Annotated in this window: 15 protein-coding genes and 1 pseudogene; 9 read left to right on the forward strand and 7 right to left on the reverse strand. The window is 71.1% G+C overall.

The window, feature by feature from the left end:
- Positions 1-13 precede the first annotated feature (13 nt).
- Genes VES41_RS19310 through VES41_RS19330 form a run of 5 tightly spaced genes read right to left on the reverse strand, consistent with a single transcriptional unit; the run spans position 14 to position 5,151 of the window.
- Positions 14-976 carry an NAD-dependent epimerase/dehydratase family protein gene (locus VES41_RS19310; protein ID WP_324820368.1) on the reverse strand — a complete coding sequence of 321 codons (963 nt, stop codon included), beginning with the start codon at positions 974-976 and terminating at the stop codon, positions 14-16.
- Positions 973-1,788, reverse strand: coding sequence for a hydroxypyruvate isomerase family protein (locus VES41_RS19315; protein WP_324820370.1), 816 nt, complete (start codon positions 1,786-1,788; stop codon positions 973-975). Before VES41_RS19315 ends, VES41_RS19310 begins: the two co-directional genes overlap by 4 nt.
- A complete protein-coding gene (locus VES41_RS19320; RefSeq protein WP_324820372.1) occupies positions 1,785-2,681 on the reverse strand; it encodes an NAD(P)-dependent oxidoreductase in 897 nt (298 codons plus the stop codon). Before VES41_RS19320 ends, VES41_RS19315 begins: the two co-directional genes overlap by 4 nt.
- 20 nt (positions 2,682-2,701) lie before the next feature.
- Entirely contained in the window at positions 2,702-4,435 is a 1,734-nt protein-coding gene (gene ilvD, locus VES41_RS19325; protein WP_324820374.1) for a dihydroxy-acid dehydratase, read from the reverse strand.
- Positions 4,436-4,458: 23 nt separating this feature from the next.
- Positions 4,459-5,151 (reverse strand): GntR family transcriptional regulator, encoded by a 693-nt coding sequence (locus VES41_RS19330; protein WP_324820376.1) that lies wholly within the window; start codon positions 5,149-5,151, stop codon positions 4,459-4,461.
- Between the two features lie 166 nt (positions 5,152-5,317).
- On the opposite strand from VES41_RS19330, the gene VES41_RS19335 reads away from it, so the two are divergent.
- From VES41_RS19335 to VES41_RS19360, 6 genes are all read left to right on the forward strand, one after another.
- Positions 5,318-6,571, forward strand: a complete 1,254-nt coding sequence (locus VES41_RS19335; protein WP_324820378.1) for an MFS transporter — start codon at positions 5,318-5,320, stop codon at positions 6,569-6,571.
- A gap of 168 nt (positions 6,572-6,739) precedes the next feature.
- Positions 6,740-7,561 (forward strand): ABC transporter ATP-binding protein, encoded by an 822-nt coding sequence (locus VES41_RS19340; protein ID WP_324820380.1) that lies wholly within the window; start codon positions 6,740-6,742, stop codon positions 7,559-7,561.
- Positions 7,561-8,274, forward strand: a complete 714-nt coding sequence (locus VES41_RS19345; RefSeq protein WP_324820382.1) for an ABC transporter ATP-binding protein — start codon at positions 7,561-7,563, stop codon at positions 8,272-8,274. Before VES41_RS19340 ends, VES41_RS19345 begins: the two co-directional genes overlap by 1 nt.
- The gene (locus tag VES41_RS19350) at positions 8,275-9,144 is read left to right on the forward strand and encodes a branched-chain amino acid ABC transporter permease (protein ID WP_324820384.1); all 870 of its coding nucleotides are present in this window, start codon (positions 8,275-8,277) and stop codon (positions 9,142-9,144) included.
- Positions 9,145-9,146: 2 nt separating this feature from the next.
- Entirely contained in the window at positions 9,147-10,190 is a 1,044-nt protein-coding gene (locus tag VES41_RS19355; protein WP_414719185.1) for a branched-chain amino acid ABC transporter permease, read from the forward strand.
- Between the two features lie 67 nt (positions 10,191-10,257).
- Entirely contained in the window at positions 10,258-11,487 is a 1,230-nt protein-coding gene (locus VES41_RS19360) for an ABC transporter substrate-binding protein (protein ID WP_324820386.1), read from the forward strand.
- A 25-nt stretch (positions 11,488-11,512) separates the two neighbouring features.
- Here the strand turns inward: VES41_RS19360 and VES41_RS19365 are convergent, their stop codons facing one another.
- Positions 11,513-12,610 (reverse strand): tripartite tricarboxylate transporter substrate binding protein, encoded by a 1,098-nt coding sequence (locus VES41_RS19365; RefSeq protein WP_324820388.1) that lies wholly within the window; start codon positions 12,608-12,610, stop codon positions 11,513-11,515.
- Positions 12,607-13,536, reverse strand: a complete 930-nt coding sequence (locus tag VES41_RS19370; RefSeq protein WP_324820391.1) for a LysR substrate-binding domain-containing protein — start codon at positions 13,534-13,536, stop codon at positions 12,607-12,609. The genes VES41_RS19365 and VES41_RS19370 overlap by 4 nt, the downstream gene beginning before the upstream one ends.
- Before the next feature lie 149 nt (positions 13,537-13,685).
- On the opposite strand from VES41_RS19370, the gene VES41_RS19375 reads away from it, so the two are divergent.
- The 3 genes and pseudogenes from VES41_RS19375 to VES41_RS19385 all read left to right on the forward strand — a co-directional run.
- The gene (locus VES41_RS19375) at positions 13,686-16,499 is read left to right on the forward strand and encodes a tannase/feruloyl esterase family alpha/beta hydrolase (RefSeq protein WP_324820393.1); all 2,814 of its coding nucleotides are present in this window, start codon (positions 13,686-13,688) and stop codon (positions 16,497-16,499) included.
- Between the two features lies 1 nt (position 16,500).
- Positions 16,501-17,901 carry a hypothetical protein gene (locus tag VES41_RS19380; RefSeq protein ID WP_324820395.1) on the forward strand — a complete coding sequence of 467 codons (1,401 nt, stop codon included), beginning with the start codon at positions 16,501-16,503 and terminating at the stop codon, positions 17,899-17,901.
- 30 nt (positions 17,902-17,931) lie between these two features.
- Positions 17,932-18,132 (forward strand): annotated as a pseudogene (locus tag VES41_RS19385) (tripartite tricarboxylate transporter substrate binding protein BugD); the annotation flags it as partial.

The raw sequence follows: 18,132 nt of genomic DNA on the forward strand, positions 1-18,132 counted from the left end.
GGAAAGGCGGTGGTCAGTCGGCGGCGAGCGCGCGTTCGAGCAGTTCGTCGATCGATGCGTCGGCCCGGAACCCGAGCGCGCGCGCGGTGGCCGCGTCAAGCGCCGGCCAGCGCGCGAACTGTTCGAGCAGCTCCGGCTGCGGGGCGTAGCGGATGCGCTGCGCGACCTCCACGCCATGGCGGCGCATCAGGGCCGCGACGATCTCGGCCACCGATGCGCGCAGCGCAGGCAGGGGCCACGCGCGCGAGGCCGGCAGCGCAGCCGCGTCGATGCGCGCGGCATGCAGCAGGGACTGCACGCACGCGGGCAGCGACAGCAGCCAGAGCGTGCCTTGGGCGTCGACCGGGCAGTCGTAGCGGCGGCCCTGGGCGAGTTCGCGGATGAGGTCGCTGGCAAATGAGGACAGCGCGCCGTTGGGCAATGCCGGACGGGCGACGATGCTCGGCAGGCGTGGCGAGCGGCCGTCGATCCAGCCGCGCCGGCTGTAGTCGGCCAGCAGGATCTCCATCGCACGCTTTTGCGCGCCGTAGCTCAAGGTCGGCGCGATGGGCGTGGCGTCGTCGATGCGCGCGGGCAGCGGCAGGCCATAGACACCGATCGAACTGGCCTGCACAAGCCGTGGCGCGCTGCCCGAGGCCGCAGCCTGCATGCGCAGGGCTTCGAACAGCGCGACCGTCGCCTGCAGGTTGACCTGCAGGCCAAGCGCGAACTCGCGTTCGGCCTGCCCGCTGGTAATGGCCGCCAGGTGGAATACGACCTGCGGCGCGTCTTCCATCGCCGGTGCCAGCACCTGCGGCTGCGTGATGGAGCCCTGCACCATGCGAAGGGCCGGATGGCGCGGCAGCGTTGCCGTGTCGAAGGCGGTGTCCAGCAGCGTGAGCCGCTCCAGGGCTGCGCTGCCTTCCTCGGCGCAGAGCCGGCGCACCAGCGCGCGCCCGACGAAGCCGTTGGCGCCGGTGACGAGCACGCGCTTCATGCGAGCAGCCCCTCGGCACGCAGCGGTGCGCACCAGCGCAGGCCTTCGGCCGGCGTGCCGCGCGCGCGGTATTCGCAGCCCAGCCAACTGCGGTAGCCAGTGGCGGGCAGGGCGCGCACGGCCTCCAGCAGGCGGTCGCGGTCCAGGTCGGGCTCGTGGCGGTCCGGCGCGCCGGCGATCTGCACGTGGCCGATCCAGTCGGCCGCCTGCGCCAGCTCGGCGCCGAGGTCGAGCCCTTCCTTGGCGCAGTGGTAGTAGTCGAACTGGAGGCGCAGCCGGGGCGAATCGAATTCGCGCAGCACGTCGATCACCTGCGCGGGCAAGTGGTAGAGGTAGCCGGGCATATCGGTGCGGTTGAGCGGCTCCAGCGTCAGCGTGAGGTCGTCCGCCTCGGCGGCGGCCAGGGCATGCTGCAGGCTGTGCCGCAGCGCGTCCTGGCAGGCGCCGGGGTCGTGGTCCTCGCAGTAGCCGGCCATCACGTGGATGCGGCGGCTGCCCGTGGCTTGCGCCACGGCACGCGCCTGCGCGAAGGCCTCGGCGAACTCGCGCCGCGCGCCGGGGATGGCCGCCCAGCCCAGCCGGCCAGGGCTCGACGCGCGGATCGGCGTGTTGTGCAGGACCAGTTGCAGGCCATGCTCGCGCAGGGCCGCGGCGTACCACTGCGGCGCTTGCTCGTAGGGCAGCAGGATCTCCACGGCGTCGAAGCCGTCGGCCGCGGCGGCGCCGAAGCGCGCCTGCAGCGGCAGGTGGCCGTAGAGCCAGTCGAGGTTGGCTGCCAGCTTCAGTGGCGCCGCCGCAGGTGTCGCGTTCATCCGCGGGCCTGCGCGCGAAAGGCCTCGAGGCGCTGGGGCGTCACCAGGCTGACCACCGCCGACAGCTCCGCCGCACCCAGCCCCATCGCCTCGGCCATGCGCAGGATCTGCTGCACCGTGCCGGTCAGCGGCATGGGCGCGCCGCTGTCCTTGGCGACGGCGGCCACGGTGTCGATGTCCTTGAGCATGGTCGACAGCGCGCCGATGATCTGCGGCTGCGCCTGGGCCATGCGCGGGGCAAACACCTGCAGCGGCTTGGAGTCGGCCCAGCCGCCGGCCAGCGCGGGCGCCAGCCGGTCGATGGCGATGCCGTTGCGTTCGGCGAAGCCGATGGCCTCGGCCAGCGCCACCACGGCGGTGGCCACCAGCGTCTGGTTGCACAGCTTGGTGGCCTGGCCGGCGCCGCTGGTGCCCATGTGGGTGATGTTGGCGCCATAGGCGCGCATGGCGGCGAAGGCCGGCGCCAGGTGACGCTCGGCGCCGCCCACCATGATCGCGAGCGTGCCGGCCTCCACGCCGCCGACGCCGCCCGACACCGGGGCGTCGAGCCAGTCGGCGTCGCACGCGGCGAGCAGTCGCTGGGCAAACTCGCGGGTGCGCTGCGGATGGATGCTCGAATGGTCCGCGATCCACCGCAGGCCTCCGGCCTGGGCGACGCCGTCCGGCCCGAAGACCACGGCCTCGGCCGCGTCGGCGTCGAACAGGCACATCAGCACGCCGTCGGCGCCCTGCGCCGCCTCGGCGGGCGTGGCGGCGGCGATGGCGCCCGCTGCGCGCAGGGGCTCGACCTTGGCCGGCGATCGGTTCCACACGCGCACGGCGTGCCCGGCGGCCAGCAGGCGGCGCACCATCGGCGCGCCCATCAGGCCGAGGCCGCAGAACGCGAGGGTCATGGGCGGTGTCGGCGTCGCGCTCATCGGCCTGCGTCCTCGTGTTCCGGGTAGGGCCAGTCGGCCGAGCCGGAGTGGGTCACCGCGCCCAGGTGCGTCGGTCCGACCAGCCTGGCGAACTTCTCGAGCGCGCCGGCGAGCCGCTCGCGCCGGTGCGGCGCCCAGGCCGCGGCGCGCGCCGCCAGTTCGGCTTCGCCCACGACCAGCTCGATGACGCCGGCCTCGGCGTCGATGCGGATGCGGTCGCCGTCGCGCACCAGGGCGATGGGACCGCCAGCGGCCGCCTCGGGGCTGGCGTAGCCGATGCACATGCCGCGCGTGGCGCCGGAGAAGCGGCCATCGGTCAGCAGCGCGACCTGCTCGCCGCGCCCCTGGCCGTAGATGGCGGCGGTGACGGACAGCATCTCGCGCATGCCGGGTCCGCCGCGCGGGCCTTCGTTGCGGATCACCAGGACGTCGCCGGCCGCGTAGGCCTGCTCGGCGACGACCCGGGCGCAGTCCTCCTCGTTCTCGAACACGCGAGCACGGCCGTCGAACTGCAGCGACTTCAGGCCCGCGATCTTGATCAGCGCGCCGTCCGGGCACAGGTTGCCCTTGAGCACCACCAGACCGCCGGACGGGTGGATCGGCCTGGACGGCTCGCGCACGATCTGGCCGTCGGCGCCCGGAAACGCAGCCAGCTCCTCGGCCAGCGTGCGGCCGGTGACGGTCATGACGTCGCCGTGCAGATGGCCGCCCTGCAGCAGCGCGTTGAGCACCACCGGCACCCCGCCGATGCGGTTCAGGTCCTTGGCCAGGAAGCGCCCGCCCGGCGACAGGTCGGCGATCAGCGGCGTGCGCTTGAAGACCTCGGCCACGTCGTCGAAGGTGAACGCGATGCCGGCCTCGTGCGCGATGGCCGGGATGTGCAGCGCGGCGTTGGTCGAGCCGCCGGTGGCGGCCACGGCGGCGCAGGCGTTCTCCAGGCTCCGGCGGGTGACCAGTTCACGCGGCAGCGGGCCGCCGGCTTCGATGATCTGCATCACCCGGCGGCCGGCGCGGCGCGCCAGCGCCAGGCGCTCGCTGTAGACGGCCGGCAGCGTCGCCGTGCCCAGCAGCGACAGGCCCAGCGCCTCGCCCACCATGGCCATGGTGTTGGCCGTGAACTGGCCGGGACAGGCGCCGACCGTCATGGCGCAGGTGCGCTCGATCTGGTCCAGCTGCTGGAGAGTGATGGCGCCGGACTGGTAGCGGCCGGTGCCCTCGATGGCGGTGAGCACGGTGCGTTCCTCGCCCTCCGGGGAGTGGCCCGGCAGCATCGATCCGCCGTAGACGAACACTGATGGCACGTTCAGCCGCACCATCGCCATCATCATCCCGGGCAGGGTCTTGTCGCAGCCCGCGAAGGTGACCAGGCCGTCGTAGGCATGGCCGCGCACCGCCAGTTCCACGCTGTCGGCGATGAGTTCGCGCGACAGCAGGCTCATGCGCATGCCGTCGTGCCCCATGGAGGTTCCGTCGGATACCGAGATGGTGGTGAAGCTCACCGGCACGCCGCCGCCTTCGGCCACGCCCAGGCGTGCGCTGTCGGCCTGCGGGGCCAGCGACTTGGAGCAGGGCGTGTTGTCGCCGGCCGTGCTGACGATGCCGACGAGCGACTTGTCCATGTCCTCGTCGTCCAGGCCCGTGGCGCGCAGGAAGGCGCGGTGTGCGGCGCGGCTCGGCCCGTCGGTGACGGCGCGGGAGCGGTGCTTGTGGAGGGATTCGTTCTTTGGCATTTCTCGTGGGGCCTGCTGGCGGGTTATTTCAGGTCGATGTCGAGCCGGTCGAAGATCCAGCTGATGTCCGCCTCGATGCGCTGGCGCGCCTTGGCGGGATTGCCGGCGCGCAGCGCGGCGACGGTCTGCTCGTGCAGGTGGTCGGCCGGCTGCTCCGCGGTGTGCAGGAACTCGCGCGTGGCGCGCAGGTACGCGCCGGACTGCAGCCACAGGCTCTCGATCAGGGCCAGCAGCACGGGCGACTGGGCAGCCTGGTAGAGGGTGAAGTGGAAGACCAGGTTCTTTTCCAGGCTGGTCGCCACGCCCTCGCGGGTGCGGCGCGCCAGGGTGATCTCGTTGGCCAGCTTCTCGAGCTCGTCGAGCTGCGCGCGGCCCAGGTGCGGCGCGGCCCATTCGAGTGCCGTGCCCTCGACGAGGACGCGGTTGCGGCGGATGTCGGCAAGCCGCTCGCGCGTGATCAGCGGCACGCGCGTGGTGCCGTTGGGCAGCGGCTCGAGCCCCTGCTGCGCCACCAGGCGGCGCAGCGCCTCGCGCACGGGCATGGTGCTGGTGCCCAGCGCATCGGCCAGGTACTGGATGCCCAGCGTCTGCCCGGCCCGGTACTCGCCGTGCATGAGCTTGTTGCGCAGGGCCTGGTAGACCGATTCGTTGACCGACGTGCGCGTGATGGGCGCCAGATGGCTCAAGGGGTCCGGACTGCTCTCGGCGGGCTGCATGGCGGTCGCACCGATCCTTAATCAGTGATGTTTGATCAAATGATAGGGGAAAGCTCCGCGGCGCGAAATGGGTAGTAGCCCGCGCCCGTACCACCGGGCGGCCGCGCGTGCGCGAGCGCAAGCTGGCACCGGGCGCGCTCGGGCGTCCCGGCGCACAATGCCGCCGATGCCCGTTTCCTCGCCTCCCTACGTGGGTCCGCACCTGCCCGATTCGCGCTACGCCTGGGTGCGCCTGATCGTCACCATGTTGTTCATGACCGTGGGCAGCAGCGGCATGTACGTGGTGTCTGTCATGCTGCCGGCGGTGCAGGCCGAGTTCGGCGCCTCGCGCGCCGACGCCTCGCTGCCCTACACGCTGCTGCTGCTCGGGTTCGGCCTCGGCGGCGTGCTGATGGGGCGCATTGCGGATCGGTTCGGCGTGATGTGGGCGCTGCTGCTAGGCGCCGTCGGCACGCTGTGCGGCTACGTGGCCAGCGGCCTGGCCGGCAGCATCCTGGCCTTTGCGCTGGTGCAGGGCGTGCTGGTGGGATTTCTCGGCAGTTCCTGCGCTTTCGCGCCGCTGGTGGCCGACACCACGCTGTGGTTCGTGCGGCGGCGCGGCATCGCGGTGGCGATGTGCGCCAGCGGCAACTACATCGCCGGCGCGGTGTGGCCGCCGATCGTCCAGCATTTCATCGAGACCGTCGGCTGGCGCCAGACCTACACCGGCATGGGCCTGTTCTGCGGAGTCTGCATGGCGGGGCTGGCGCTGCTGCTGCGCGCGCGGCCGCCGGCGGCCACCGCGCTGCCGGCCGGACAGGCGACGCACGCGCCGGCGCCGGATGCGCGGCCTTTCGGCCTGAGCCCCGGCGCCGCCCAGGCCCTGCTGTGCCTGGCCGGCGTCGCCTGCTGCGTGGCGATGTCCATGCCGCAGGTGCACATCGTCGCCTACTGCACCGACCTCGGCCTGGGCGCGGCGCGCGGAGCGCAGATGCTGTCGGTGATGCTGGCCTTCGGCATCGTCAGCCGGCTGATCTCGGGCGCCATCTGCGACCGAATCGGCGGTCTGCGCACGCTGCTGCTTGGCTCGGTGCTGCAGTGCATCGCGCTGCTGCTGTTCCTGCCGTTCGACGCGATGGTGCCGCTGTTCGTGGTGTCGGCGCTGTTCGGCCTGTTCCAGGGCGGCATCGTGCCCTCGTACGCCATCATCGTGCGCGAGCACTTCCCGGCCAGCGAGGCCGGTGCGCGCGTGGGCACGGTGATCATGTGCACGCTGTTCGGCATGGCGCTGGGCGGCTGGATGTCCGGCAAGGTGTTCGACCTCACCGGCAGCTATCACGCCGCTTTCCTCAACGGCATCGGCTGGAACCTTCTGAACATGTCGATCGCCTTCGGCCTGCTCATGCGCACGCGCCGCCCGGCCCGCATGGCGACCGCCTGAAAGCCGGCGGCGTCGCATACGCGACAACCCGGACAAGGGTATTGCCGGGTTCCGGCCCGGCGGACTCGCTCTAACCTTCGGCCCCCAAGTAGCACCCTGTTTCGAAGCGTTGCACGAGCCCGCAGATGCGGCGCGCAACGCTCGGCCAGGACACTTCGCACCGCGCGCATGGCGTGCGGAACCAGGTCTTGCCAGGAGCCGGTCATCGTCTCGCCTGCAACCCGCGTCGATCTGCTGCGTGTCGAGGGCGTCACCGTCCGTTTCGGTGGCATCACCGCGCTCGACAAGGTGACCTTCGGCGTGCCCGCCGGGTACATCGTGGGGTTGATCGGGCCCAACGGCGCTGGCAAGACCACCTTGTTCAACTGCCTGTCGCGACTGTACGAGCCCAGCGAGGGCGACATCCTGTTCGAAGGGCGTTCGCTCAAGCTGACGCCGGCGCACGGCATTGCGGCGCTGGGCATCGGCCGCACCTTCCAGAACCTGGCCCTGTTCCGCACGATGACCGTGCGGCAGAACATCATGCTCGGCGGCCATTGCCGCACCCGTAGCGGATTCCTCTCGAACGCCCTGCGCATGCCGTGGGTGGGCAGGGAGGAGGCGGGCCTTGCGGCGCACACCGACGAGCTGGTGCGGTTGCTCGACCTCGGGCCCGTGGCGCACACCCCGGTGGCCGACCTGCCTTTCGGCACGCAGAAGCGGGTGGAGCTGGGACGCGCGCTCGCCAGCCAGCCCAAGCTGCTGCTGCTCGACGAGCCGGCCGGCGGCCTGAACCACGAGGAAGTGGGCGCGCTGATGGCACTGCTGCGCACCGTGCGCGACCGCCTGCAGCTGACGATGCTGCTGGTGGAGCACCACATGAACCTCGTCATGCGCGTGTCCGACCGCGTGGTGGCGCTCGACTTCGGCCGCGTCATCGCCGACGGCACGCCGGCCGAGGTGCAGGCGAACGAGGCGGTCGTGAGCGCCTACCTGGGAGGAGTGAGCTGATGTCGCAATTGCTCAGCTGCCGCCAGCTGCAGGCGCAGTACGGCGCGGTGAAGGTGCTGCACGGCCTGGATTTCGGCGTGGCCGAAGGCGGCATCACCACCATCCTCGGCGCCAACGGGGCCGGCAAGACCACCACCTTGCGCGCGGTGTGCGGCATGGTGCGCACCAGCGGCGAGATCGAGCTGGGCGGCAGCCGCATCGACGGGCGCAGCACCGAGCACATCGTGCGGCGCGGCGTGGCGCACGTGCCCGACGGGCGCGGCACCTTCGTCAACCTGACGGTGGAGGAGAACCTGCGCATGGGCGCCTACACCCGGCGCGACAAGGCGCAGGTGGAGCAGGACTACGCCCGCATCTACGGCTACTTCCCGCGGCTGGCCGAGCGGCGGCGGCAGCAGGCCGGCACGCTGTCGGGCGGCGAGCAGCAGATGCTGGCCGTCTCGCGCGCGTTGATGCTGCGGCCGCGCCTGATGCTGCTCGACGAGCCCTCGTTCGGGCTGGCGCCGCGCATCGTGCAGGAGATGTTCGAGATCTTCGGCGAGATCAACCGGCGCGACGGGGTCAGCATGCTGCTGGTGGAGCAGAACGCGGCGCTGGCGCTGCGGCTGGCCGACACGGCCTACCTGCTCGAAACGGGCCGGGTGGTGATCTCCGGACCGGCCGAGGACATCCGCAACGACGAGGCCGTGCGCCGCTCCTACCTGGGGTACTAGATGAACGTGCTCGTCCACCAGATTCTTTCCGGCCTGGCCACCGGCGGCATCTACGCCAGCGTGGCGCTGGCGCTGGTGATGATCTACCAGGCCACCCACCTGGTGAACTTCGCGCAGGGCGAGCTGGCGATGTTCTCTACCTACATCGCCTGGAGCCTGATCCATGCCGGCGTGCCGTACTGGGGCGCCTTCTTCGCGACGGTGGCGATCGCCTTCGTGCTCGGCGCGCTCATCGAGCGCGTGGTGGTGCAGCCGGTGGAGAACGCATCGATCCTGTCGGTGGTGATCGTCTTCATCGGCCTGCTGGTCATCCTCAACAGCCTGGCCGGCTGGATCTTCACGTACACGATCAAGCCGTTTCCCAGCCCGTTCCCGGCCGAGCCGCTGTTCGGCAACACATTCGTCACCTCGCACGAGCTGGGCGCCATCGGCGTGACGCTGCTGGTGCTGCTGGCCGTGTTCGCGTTCTTCCGCTTCACCCCGCTCGGGCTGGCGATGCGGGCGGCGGCGCAGAACCCGGAATCGAGCCGCCTGGTGGGCGTGCGCGTGGGCTGGATGCTGGCGCTGGGCTGGGGGCTGGCATCGGCCATCGGCGCCATCGCCGGGATCATGGTGGCGCCCACGGTGTTCCTGGAGCCCAACATGATGTCGGGCATCCTGCTGTACGCCTTCGCCGCCGCGCTGCTCGGCGGCATCGACAGCCCGGGCGGGGCGGTGCTCGGCGGCTTCATCGTCGGCGTGCTGGAGAACGTCGTCGGCTCGGTGCTGGGCACCGAGCTCAAGCTGACCGTGGCGCTGGTGCTGATCGTCGGCGTGCTGGTGGTCCGGCCCTCGGGGCTGTTCGGCAAGGTCCACGTCACGAGGGTCTGACGATGTCGAGTCCATCCGAATCATTGCCTGTCCCGGCGCCGACCCTCGACGCGGCGGCCGCGCAGCCGTTCGCACGGCCGGCGGCGATGAAATCGACGCACCAGCGGCTGCTGCTGGCCGTGGTGCTGGCCGCGGCCTGCGTGCTGCCTTTCCTGCTGAGCGACTACCGGGTGTTCCAGCTCACGCTGGCGCTGGTCTACGCGATCGCGCTGCTGGGGCTGAACATGCTCACCGGCTACAACGGCCAGATCTCGCTGGGCCATGGCGCCTTCTACGCCATCGGCGCCTACGTGGCCGCCATCCTGATGGACAAGTTCGGGGTGCCGTACTGGGCCACGCTGCCCGCGGCCGGCGCGGTGTGCCTGCTGGCCGGCTTCCTGTTCGGCCTGCCCGCGTTGCGGCTGGACGGCCTGTACCTGGCGCTGGCCACCTTCGCGCTGGGCGTGGCCATGCCGCAGATCCTCAAGTACAAGCACTTCGAGCACTGGACCGGCGGCGCCATGGGCATCGTCATCGTCAAGCCGGACGCGCCGGCCTGGAGCGGCCTGTCGCAGGACCGGTGGCTGTACTTCTTCGCGCTCGCCTGGGTGCTGCTGATGTTCCTGCTGGCCTGGAACATCCTGCGCGGGCGCATCGGCCGGGCCATGGTGGCAATCCGCGACCAGCCGATCGCGGCGCGCGCCATGGGGGTGAACACGGCGATGGTCAAGTCGCTGACCTTCGGCGTGTCGGCCATGTACACCGGCATCGCCGGGGCGCTCGGTGCCATCGTCGTGCAGTTCGTCGCACCCGACTCGTTCACGGTGTTCCTGTCGATCACGCTCATCGTCGGCGTGGTGGTGGGCGGGCTGGCATCCATCCAGGGCGCGATCTACGGCGCGCTGTTCATCCAGTTCATCCCGAATGTGGCGGACCACATCTCGAAGGCCGCGCCGTGGGCGATCTACGGCGTTTTCCTGATCGTGTTCATGTACGTGATGCCCTTCGGCGTCGCCGGATTGCTGCGCGGCCTGGCCGCGCGCTGGCGCGCGCGCCGCAGGACCTGAGTTCCCAGGCCGGACCGGCGCGAGCCGGCCCGAATCGTTCGTCGTTGGAACCAAGAGGAGACACCCCATGACACAGCAGCACCATCCCGACCGGCGCACGGCGTTGATCACCGGCGCATCGCTCCTGGCCGCGGCGGCCCTGCCGGCGCACGCCCAGAAGAAGTACGGCCCGGGCGCGAGCGACACGGAGATCAAGCTCGGCCAGACCATGCCGTACAGCGGACCCGCCTCGGCCTACGGCACCATCGGCCGGCTGCAGCAGGCCTACTTCAAGATGCTCAATGAAAAGGGCGGCATCAAGGGCCGCAAGGTCAACCTGATCAGCCTCGACGACGGCTACAGCCCGCCCAAGGCGGTGGAGCAGGTGCGCCGCCTGGTGGAGCAGGAGCAGGTGCTGGCGCTGTTCCAGACGCTGGGCACGCCGAGCAACTCGGCCATCCACAAGTACGTGAATGCGCGCAAGGTGCCCCACCTGTTCCTGGCCACCGGCGCCACCAAGTGGGCCGACCCGGAGCACTTCCCCTGGACGCTGGGCTTCAACCTCAGCTACCAGGCCGAAGGCGTCATCTACGCCAAGTACCTGCTCAAGGAAAAGCCGAATGCGAAGGTCGCCATCCTCTACCAGAACGACGACTTCGGCAAAGACCTGCTCAAGGGCGTGAAGGACGGCCTCGGTGCCAAGGGCGCGAAGATGATCGTGGCCGAGGCCAGCTACGAGGTCAGCGACCCGACCGTGGATTCGCAGATCGTCACGCTGCAGGGTTCGGGCGCCGACACTTTCATCAACATCACCACGCCCAAGTTCGCCGCCCAGGCGGTGCGCAAGGCCTACGACTCGGGCTGGAAGCCGCTGCACCTGCTCAACAACGTGGGCGCCTCGGTCGGCTCGGTGCTGACGCCGGCGGGCCTGGACAAGGCCGTCGGCCTGCTGACGGTGCAGTACTACAAGGACCCCAACGATGCCCAGTGGAAGGACGACCCGGCCATGCTGGAATGGCGCGCCTTCATGGGCCGCTACTACACCGATGGCGACCCGAAGGACGCCTCGAACCTGTACGCCTACATCGCCGCGCAGACCATGGTGCACGTCCTGACCGCCTGCGGCGACGACCTGTCGCGCGAGAACGTCATGAAGCAGGCGACCAGCATCAAGAACCTCAAGCTGCCCCTGATGCTGCCAGGCATGGCGCTCAACACCTCGCCGAAGGACTACTTCCTGGTCAAGCAGGCACAACTGGCGAAGTTCAGCGGCTCGCAGTGGGAGGTGTTCGGGCAGTTGTTGAGTACCGTGGACTGAATCGGGAGCGCAGCGGCAGGCGCGCTCACTCGAACGCCCCCGGATCACGCGCCACCAGCGCTGCGTTGCGCTCCCGGTCGAGCGCCATCTCGCGCGCCAGGTCGTCGGCGCTGCCGGCCGCCGGCAGGTTGTAAGACTGGCGCAGCCGCTCGCGCATCGGGGGCGTGGCCAGGATGCGCACCAACTCGGCATTGAGCCGCTGGACCACGGCGCGTGGCGTGGCCGGCGGCGCGAAGATGCCGAACAGCGAATCGCGGTTGGCCGCTTCGAAACCAAGCTCGGCCAGTGTCGGCACGCGCGGAAGTGCGGCCAGCCGATGCGGTGCACCGACGGCCAGCGCCCGCAGGCGGCCCGATTCGACATAGCGCAACTGCTGCGCCGCGACGTTGGTGGACAGCAGTTCGAAATGCCCGGCCAGTGCGTCGTTCAGCTGCGGACCGCCGCCCTGGTAGGGGATGTGCGTGATGTCCACGTCGGTCAGCGCGCGCACCTGCGCGAGTACCAGGTGGCCGGTGGTGGCAATGCCCGAACTGGCCCAGCGCAGCGACCCGGGACGCGCGCGCGCCTGCGCCAGCACGTCGTCGAAGTCGCGGCCCGCAAAGGAAGGCGTGGCCGTCACCAACACAGGCGTGCGCATCACGCCGGTCACCGGCGCGAGAGTCTGCAGCCGCTCGTGGGCCGCGGCGGGCACCACCTGCGGCTGCAGCGTGATGGGGCTGATGGCAGAGAACGCCAGCGTGTGGCCGTCGGCCGGCGCGCGCGAGAGCGCATCCAGGCCGACGCTGCCGCCGGCGCCTGGCCGGTGTTCCACCAGCACGGGCTGCCCCAGGGCTGCCGCCAGCGGTTCGGCCAATGCGCGCGCCATGAGGTCGGAAACGCCTCCGGGCGGATAGACGACCAGCAGACGGATCGCGCGCGAAGGCCAGCTGCCCGAAGCCGCATTCGCGCCTTCCCGTTCCGTCGCCGGCCAGGCCTCCCGGCGCGGCGCCTGTGCCGATGCCGGCGCCCACGCGCCAAGGCCGAGGCCGAAGCCCGCCGCTAGCACGAGGCGGCGACGGTGCACGCCTGCCGCTTCCGACGTGGCTGCGCGTGGCATCTTCGGCGCGAAGGGGCGTTGCGTCATGCCTTCCTCGCCGTTCTTGCGGGTCGCGCCGCCTGCTTGCGCAACAGCGCATGAAAGCGCTGCGCCGGCAGGCTGTCCTCGCCGTCGCGCCAGGCCACGGTCAGCGGGGCATCGAGCGACTCGCAACCCTTGAGCGGCAGATAGGCCACCGCGTGCGGATGCACGCCTGCCATGGAAGCGGGCACCACCGACACGCCGACGCCGGCCGCCACCAGGTTCAGGTTGGTCATCATGCGATCGACCTCGGCGGCCACGCGCGGTTCGAGGCCCTGGGCGTGGCACAGCGCGAGCAGGTCCGCATACATGCCCGGCGCGCCCGGGCGCCGCACGAGGATCAGCGGGTCGCCGCACAAGCGCGCCAGCGTCAGTGCCCGCGAGCCGCTGCCGGCGACTTCGGGCGCGCGGTCGATCGGCAGGGCGGCCACCAGCGGCTCGTGCAGCAGGGTGTCGAAGGCAAGCCCTTGCGGCCGCGCCACCGGCCGGCGCAGCAGCGCGACGTGCAGGCGGCCGGCGGCCAGCGCCTCGGTCAGGTCGGCGGCGTTGGCCTCGCGCAGTTGCATCTCCACCTCCGGGTGCGACTGGCGGAAGGCGCGCAGCGCGTCGGGCACGAAGCGGTGCGCCGCCGCCGAACTGGTGAAGCCCACGCGCAGCACGCCGGCCTGGCCTTCGGCCACCCGCTTCATGCGCGTGCGCATGGCCTGGGCGTCGTCGAGCAGGCGCAGGGCCTCGGCCTGGAACAGGCGGCCGGCTTCCGTGAGCGTCACGCCGCGGGGGTGGCGCTTGAACAGCGTCAGCCCCAGCGTGCGTTCGAGCTGCTTGATCTGTTGCGACAAGGGCGGCTGCTGGATGCCCAGCCGCTCCGCGGCGCGCGTCATGTGGCCGGTTTCCGCCACGGCGGCGAAATAGCGCAGGGCCCGCAGGTCCATGGCCGTCTCCATATGTTTTTCGTATCGGAACTACCCGATCATTTTATTTGACCCTAAGTCAGTGGCGGACCTATCTTCGGCGCGCATCGAAGAGGCGGCCGCGTTTGACCCTGAAGCGCGAGCCATCATGAATGGAGACAAGAGACATCATGCGCACCGCGCTTCCCCAAGAATTCCTGCTGCGCGCCCCGGCGGCACTCTGCGTTGGCGCCTGCCTGGCATTGGCCGCGTGCGGCGGCGGCAACAGCGACCCTGCGACACCTGCGCCTGCACCTGCGCCTGCACCTGCACCTGCGCCTGCGCCTGCGCCTGCACCCGCACCCGCACCCGCACCGGCGCCGGCACCCGCACCGGCACCGGCACCGGCACCGGCGCCGGCTCCCGATACTGACCCGGACGAGCCCGATCCGGGCCCGCCGGCGCCCCCTCCACCGGCCGCGCGCGTGGCCTGCGCAGACCTGGCCGGCATGTCGGTCGCGGCCGGCGACATCGGCGTGCCCAGCGGCGCGGCGGTGGTGACCGAGGCCAGCGCCGTGGCGGCCGGTGCCGCCGGCAACACGCTGGGCGACTATTGCAAGGTGCGCGGCACCATCGCGCCGCTGGACGGGTCGGCGCCGGTCATCAACTTCGCGCTCAACCTGCCGGCGACATGGAATCGCAAGGCCATCCAGTTCGGCGGTGGAGGCTTCAACGGGCGGCTGATCGACGGCACCGAGCAGATCCGCTTCGGCCCCATCGACAAGCCCGCGCCGCTGGCGCTGGGCTACGCCACCTACGGCGACGATTCCGGCCACCAGTCCTCGAGCATCACCGACGGCCAGTTCGCCGCCAACGACGAGGCGCTGGCCAACTACGGCGGCCTGTCGCTGAAGAAGACGCACGACGTGGCGCACAAGCTGCTGCGGGCGTTCTATGGCGAGCGCGCGGGCAAGGCGTACTTCCTGGGCACGTCCACCGGCGGACGCGACGCGCTGGGCTACATCCAGCGCTGGCCGCTGGACTACGACGGCGTCATTGCCAACGAACCGGCGCTCAACTATTCCGGCGCGCGGCTGTCGAACGTGGCGGTCGGCCGCGCGCTGTATGCCGGTGGCGGAGCGGGATGGCTCAACGTGGCCAAGACGCTGAAGGTGCAGCAGGCGGCGCTGTCCGCATGCGACGGCCTGGACGGCGCGAGTGACGGCATCGTCAGCAACGTCGAGAGCTGCCGCCTGCTCAACACGCAGGTGCTGGCCGGGTTGCGCTGCGCGGGTGGCGCCGACACCGGCAGCGACTGCCTGTCCGACGCGCAGCTGGCCACCGTGCGCACCATCGAGTCGCCGTTGCTGCTGAGCTACCCGCTGGCCAACGGCGTGCAACGCGCCGGCGGGTACAACCTGCTCGAAGGCGCGCTGGTGGCGGGCCCGTACACCACGCGCGACCTGGGCACGCGGCCGGTCCCGGCCAACCCGGCGACCTCGGCCGACGCCAACATGTACGTGACCGGCGACCAGTGGGTGAAGTTCTTCGTCACGCGCATCGACGGGTTCGACTCGCTCGGTTTCGACCCCGTCGCACCCGGCCCGTGGACGCAGCGCGTGCAGGCCGTCTCCGCGCTGACCGATGCGCTCGACGCCGACCTCTCGCCCTTCTTCGCGCACGGCGGCCGGCTGATCCTGCTGCACGGCCTGGCCGACGAGGTGATCAGCCCCAACTCCACCATCGACTACTACCAGCGCGTGGTGGCCACGGTCGGCACGGATGTGGCGCAGGCGCACATGCGCTTCTACACCGTGCCCGGCATGGGCCACGGCACCGGCGTGTTCATCCCCAACTGGGATTCGCTGTCCGCGCTGGAGAACTGGGTCGAGAAGGGCCTGGCGCCCGGAACGGGCGTGGCGCTGGACGCGGTGGGCGCCACCTACGGCCGCACCCGACCGCTGTGCCAGTACCCGTCTTGGCCGAAGTACCGCGGCAGCGGCAGCATGGACGCGGCAGTCAACTACAGCTGCGTGAACGAAACGCCCGACCCGCTGGCCTGTCCCAACCTGCCGGGCGCCGCCGTCACCTACAAGGGCGGCAATACGCTGGGCGAGGAACTGAGCGTACGGCTCGACCCCGCGACGCTGGCGTACACGATCACCGTGGACGCCAGCGCCCAGCGCGCGGCCGGCGTGACGCGCGTCGGCACGCTGGTGCCGCAGAGCGGCTGCAGCTATGCAAGCGGCGAGGGCGGGGCGGTGTTCACGCTCGGCGCCGGCGGCGTGCTGCACGGCGGCGTCGCCGCACCTTCGGGCGGGGCCTTCGCGCCGCTGGTGGCGTTCGAGAACACGTGGGACAACGAGGCCAGCCCCACGGTATTCAACCCGGTCGCCCTGATCGCCAACGCACTCGGCGTGGAGCAGGCCGGCGCGGCCGCACCGGTGCCGCTGGCCCGCGCGGTGCGCCTGCGCAATGCGGGCACCTTCCAGTATTGCGCCGACCCCGTCACCGGCGGCGCCATGAACTACGACCCGGCCTGCGCCCAGACGGAGAAGGGCTACATCACCCGTGCCGCGGGCCGCCGCGCGTTCGATGTCTACACCACGTCGCCCACTGGGGGCGCCAGCACCAGCGGCGGCGCGCTCAGCGGCTCCATGGTGATCGGCATGGCCGGCAGCACGCCGGTCCCGGTGCACCTCGTGCGCGATGGCACCGGCGCCGGCATGCGCATCCTGGCGGAGCAGGCCAGCCTGCTCTCGGGCGCGGCGGACGGCGGCTATGCGATGTCGAGCGTGCGTGGCGACGTCCGCCAGGCCACACTCGCGGGCGCGGCCTTCGACCTGGGAGGTGCGGCGACCACGCTCGCCTACGACACGCCGGTTCCCGGCATCGCCCAGGCGGCTGCGCCGCGGCCGGGCCAGTTGATCTTCACCGGCGGCCTGCTTGCCTTCGTGGCCGGCGACGCCGTCCATCCCGCTTTTGAACTTGGAGTGCGCCACTGACATGACGACCCTCTCTGCCCTCAAGACAAGGCGCGCGGCGCTGGCGCTGTCGAGCCTCGTGTTCCTGGCCTGCGCGCATGCCCGTACCGACGTCGCCGATCCCGACGCGGACCGCGCCGCCATGAAGGCGTCCGGCCCGACCGCGGCCACCTGCCCGAAGGAGGTGCCGTCCGGCACGCGCTGCTTCACCGGTGCGGACGGCGCCGGCGCGTACTACTGGATCGCCATTCCGCAAGGCTGGCAGCGCAGCACCGGCGTGCTCGTCATGCATGCCCACGGCGGACCCGAGACCGGCCCGCCGAAGCTCGCGCGCAGCGAAGCGGACCTCAAGCGCTGGGCCGTCACGGTCGAGGCCGGCCACGCCTGGGCCGGCTCCACCTACCGCCGCGGCGGCTACGGCGTGACCATGGCGGCCGAGGACACCGAGCGGCTGCGCCAGATCTTCGTGCGCCACTTCGGCCAGCCGCGCCGCACACTGCTGCACGGCCAGAGCTACGGCGGCGCCGTGGCGTCGATCGGCGCGGAACTGTACGCGCCCGCGCCCGGCAAGCCCAGCCCGTACGATGGCGTGCTGCTCACCAGCGGCGTGCTCGGCGGCGGTGACAGCGCCTACACCTTCCGCCTCGACCTGCGCGCGGTCTACCAGGCCGTGTGCCGCAACCACCCGAAGCCGGACGAACCGCAATACCCGCTGTGGATGGGCCTGCCCAAGGATTCGTCGCTCACCCGCGCGCAGCTGGCCGAGCGGATCAAGGAATGCACCGGCGCCGGCACGCCGCGCGCGCAGCGCACGGCCGAGCAGAATGCGCGCATGGCGGCGATCGTCGGCGCGGTGAAGATTCCCGAGCGCAGCCTGGTCGGCCACATGAACTGGGCGACCTGGCTGTTCCAGGACCTGACCGGGCAGCGGCTGGGCGGGCGCAACCCGTTCGGCAACGTCGGCGTGTTCTATCCCGGCCAGGTGGATGGCAAGCCGCTGGATGCGCAGGTGCCGCGCTACGCCGCCGACCCGCAGGCGCAGGGCGCGCTGGCGGTCGACAGCCGCCCCGCGGGGCGCACCCGCCTGCCGACGCTGACGCTGCATGCCATGGACGACCCCACCGCCTTCGTGGAACTCGAAGGTGTGTACCGTGCCCAGCGCGAGGCCGGCGGGACGGCCGACCAGCTGGTGCAGGTTTTCGCCGACGAGCATGAGCACAGCTACCTGAGCGACACCGAATACGTCGCCATGTTCGACGCCATGCTGGCCTGGATCGACAACGGCGAGAAGCCCACGCCGCAAGCCCTGGCGCGACGCTGCGAGACCCTGCAGCCGCGCTGGAACACCGATGGCAAGAACGGCTGCCACATCCGGCCGGACTGGAAGCCGCAACCCCTGGCCGCACGCGTGCCGGCCCGATGATGATTCTGCTTGGAGACCTTTGAAATGATGATGAACAAGACCCTGTTGTGCGCCGCACTGGCGCTGACCGCACTCGCCGCACCGGCCGCCCATGCCCAGGACTACCCTGGCGACAAGGTGGTCACCATCGTGGTTCCCTTCGCCGCCGGCGGGCCGACCGATCGCGTCGCGCGCGACCTGGCCGAGGCGCTGCGCAAGCCCCTGGGCGCCACCAGCGTGGTGATCGACAAC

This window comes from Variovorax sp. (assembly GCF_035634955.1).
In the GTDB taxonomy this organism is placed as follows: domain Bacteria; phylum Pseudomonadota; class Gammaproteobacteria; order Burkholderiales; family Burkholderiaceae_C; genus Variovorax.

What these genes read in the sequence shown, in the direction of transcription:
- VES41_RS19310 (WP_324820368.1), bottom strand. Translation starts at nt 976, where the DNA reads ATGAAGCGCGTGCTCGTCACCGGCGCCAACGGCTTCGTCGGGCGCGCG.
- VES41_RS19330 (WP_324820376.1), bottom strand. Translation starts at nt 5,151, where the DNA reads ATGCAGCCCGCCGAGAGCAGTCCGGACCCCTTGAGCCATCTGGCGCCC.
- VES41_RS19370 (WP_324820391.1), bottom strand. Translation starts at nt 13,536, where the DNA reads ATGGACCTGCGGGCCCTGCGCTATTTCGCCGCCGTGGCGGAAACCGGC.
- VES41_RS19350 (WP_324820384.1), top strand. Translation starts at nt 8,275, where the DNA reads ATGAACGTGCTCGTCCACCAGATTCTTTCCGGCCTGGCCACCGGCGGC.
- VES41_RS19365 (WP_324820388.1), bottom strand. Translation starts at nt 12,610, where the DNA reads ATGACGCAACGCCCCTTCGCGCCGAAGATGCCACGCGCAGCCACGTCG.
- VES41_RS19320 (WP_324820372.1), bottom strand. Translation starts at nt 2,681, where the DNA reads ATGACCCTCGCGTTCTGCGGCCTCGGCCTGATGGGCGCGCCGATGGTG.
- VES41_RS19315 (WP_324820370.1), bottom strand. Translation starts at nt 1,788, where the DNA reads ATGAACGCGACACCTGCGGCGGCGCCACTGAAGCTGGCAGCCAACCTC.
- VES41_RS19355 (WP_414719185.1), top strand. Translation starts at nt 9,147, where the DNA reads ATGTCGAGTCCATCCGAATCATTGCCTGTCCCGGCGCCGACCCTCGAC.
- VES41_RS19335 (WP_324820378.1), top strand. Translation starts at nt 5,318, where the DNA reads ATGCCCGTTTCCTCGCCTCCCTACGTGGGTCCGCACCTGCCCGATTCG.
- VES41_RS19360 (WP_324820386.1), top strand. Translation starts at nt 10,258, where the DNA reads ATGACACAGCAGCACCATCCCGACCGGCGCACGGCGTTGATCACCGGC.
- VES41_RS19340 (WP_324820380.1), top strand. Translation starts at nt 6,740, where the DNA reads ATGGCGTGCGGAACCAGGTCTTGCCAGGAGCCGGTCATCGTCTCGCCT.
- VES41_RS19345 (WP_324820382.1), top strand. Translation starts at nt 7,561, where the DNA reads ATGTCGCAATTGCTCAGCTGCCGCCAGCTGCAGGCGCAGTACGGCGCG.
- VES41_RS19380 (WP_324820395.1), top strand. Translation starts at nt 16,501, where the DNA reads ATGACGACCCTCTCTGCCCTCAAGACAAGGCGCGCGGCGCTGGCGCTG.
- VES41_RS19375 (WP_324820393.1), top strand. Translation starts at nt 13,686, where the DNA reads ATGCGCACCGCGCTTCCCCAAGAATTCCTGCTGCGCGCCCCGGCGGCA.
- ilvD (WP_324820374.1), bottom strand. Translation starts at nt 4,435, where the DNA reads ATGCCAAAGAACGAATCCCTCCACAAGCACCGCTCCCGCGCCGTCACC.